Annotated in this window: 1 protein-coding gene; it reads right to left on the bottom strand. The window is 65.4% G+C overall.

Translation table 11 applies throughout. From position 1 onward, the window contains the following. Positions 1-544: 544 nt before the first annotated feature. Entirely contained in the window at positions 545-1,249 is a 705-nt protein-coding gene (locus ACFWEJ_RS28705) for a class I SAM-dependent methyltransferase (protein WP_377232559.1), read from the bottom strand. Positions 1,250-1,438 lie beyond the last annotated feature (189 nt).

The following is a 1,438-nucleotide window of genomic DNA, read 5'->3' as shown; positions in this document are numbered from 1 at the left end:
CTCTGAGGGCTCAGAGAGCGACCACTCCTACGTTCGATGGCGGCTCGGATATCAGCCGTCCGGCGTCTAGATCGACTGAGCCGCCCATTCCTCGCGGTTAGAGGTGGCTCCGTGAATTGTCCAGCCGAAACGGCAAAGAATGCGTTGACGCAATGTGTTCTGCGTGCCACGCAAACGAACGAACTCCCCTCGCGGAATGCCGCGAGGGGAGTTCGTCTGCTGGGGGAGTGATTCCAGCTCCGCTACCGGAAGCCCTTGGACGGGGCTACCAGGTCAGCGGTGTCGCACCAGGTCAGAGACCCAGGAGCTGCAGGATCTGCTCAAGGGTGCAGCCCAGGTTGTCCAGCAGGTGCGAGATGATGTCGATGAGGCTCACGTGTGCGAGTCCTTTCACAAAAGGGGATCACCAGACGATGTCCGGTGAGTCGAACGGTGTTCGCGTTCCATACGTTAAGTAGGCGACACGGACACTGCAACGTGAAAGGGATATTGGCGTGTAAAGCGCGAAATGATTCCCGCTGTGATACCGCCGGTGCGCTCGGTCTCAGCGGGCCTCGAGGACGACGAAGAGGAAGCAGATGAACGCAGTCCGCTCGCCGCTCATGATGCGGGGCGGGAGGAGCTCGGCCGGCGTGTCCGGGGACGGCGGGGGCTCGGCGATGGACGCGATGTCGAACCCCACGGCGGTGAAGGCGTCGATCATCGCGTGCAGGGGCCGGTGCCAGTAGGTCAGCGTCCCTGGCTGGCCCGCGAAGTCGTACTCCTCCGAGAACTGCCGGACGGCGAAGTAGTCCTCCTTCGGAAAGTTGAAGGGGCGCACGAGCGGGTGGTTGACCGAGAGGATGAGCCGGCCGCCCGGCTTGAGGACCCGGCGCAACTCGGTCAGCGGCGGCTGCCAGTCCTCGAGGTAGTGCAGGACGAGCGAGGAGACGACGTCGTCGAAGGTGTCGTCCGCGTAGGGCAGCGGCCGGGCGAGGTCCGCGACGGTCAGCGGGACGTCGTCGCCGAGCCTGCGGCGGGCGAGCTCGATCATCGACGGGCTCCCGTCGAACCCGGTCATCTCGGCGCCGCGGTCACGCAGCTCGGCGGACAGCGGTCCGGAGCCGCAGCCGGCGTCGAGGATCTTGCGCCCGCGCACGTCGCCCGCGAGGCGGACCATGGCCGGTCGTTCGTACCAGGCGTTGAGCAGGCTCCCGGAGTTCTCGGTGTCGTAGCTGGCTGCGAACTCGTCGTAGTGGTCGGCCTTCATCGGATCCTCTTCGTCGGACGGTCCATGTCCCGCCTGAAGTTATCGGGACGGAACACCGCACAGGCCTCGGGGCGCCATCCCTCCTTCAAGTGCGCTGAGTTCCTCCCAGCCACACGCACAAGACGCCCGTCGGCGGAGGCTTGTGCGCTTCTACCCCGTCATTGGGCCCGGAATCGCACTGATTACGGG

It is taken from the genome of Promicromonospora sp. NPDC060204 (assembly GCF_042728455.1).
Classification (GTDB): Bacteria; Actinomycetota; Actinomycetes; order Actinomycetales; family Cellulomonadaceae; genus Promicromonospora.
The sequence above is the reverse complement of the archived record's forward strand: the minus strand, read 5'-3'. Positions and strand labels throughout refer to the sequence as shown.

What these genes read in the sequence shown, in the direction of transcription:
- ACFWEJ_RS28705 (WP_377232559.1), bottom strand. Translation starts at nt 1,249, where the DNA reads ATGAAGGCCGACCACTACGACGAGTTCGCAGCCAGCTACGACACCGAG.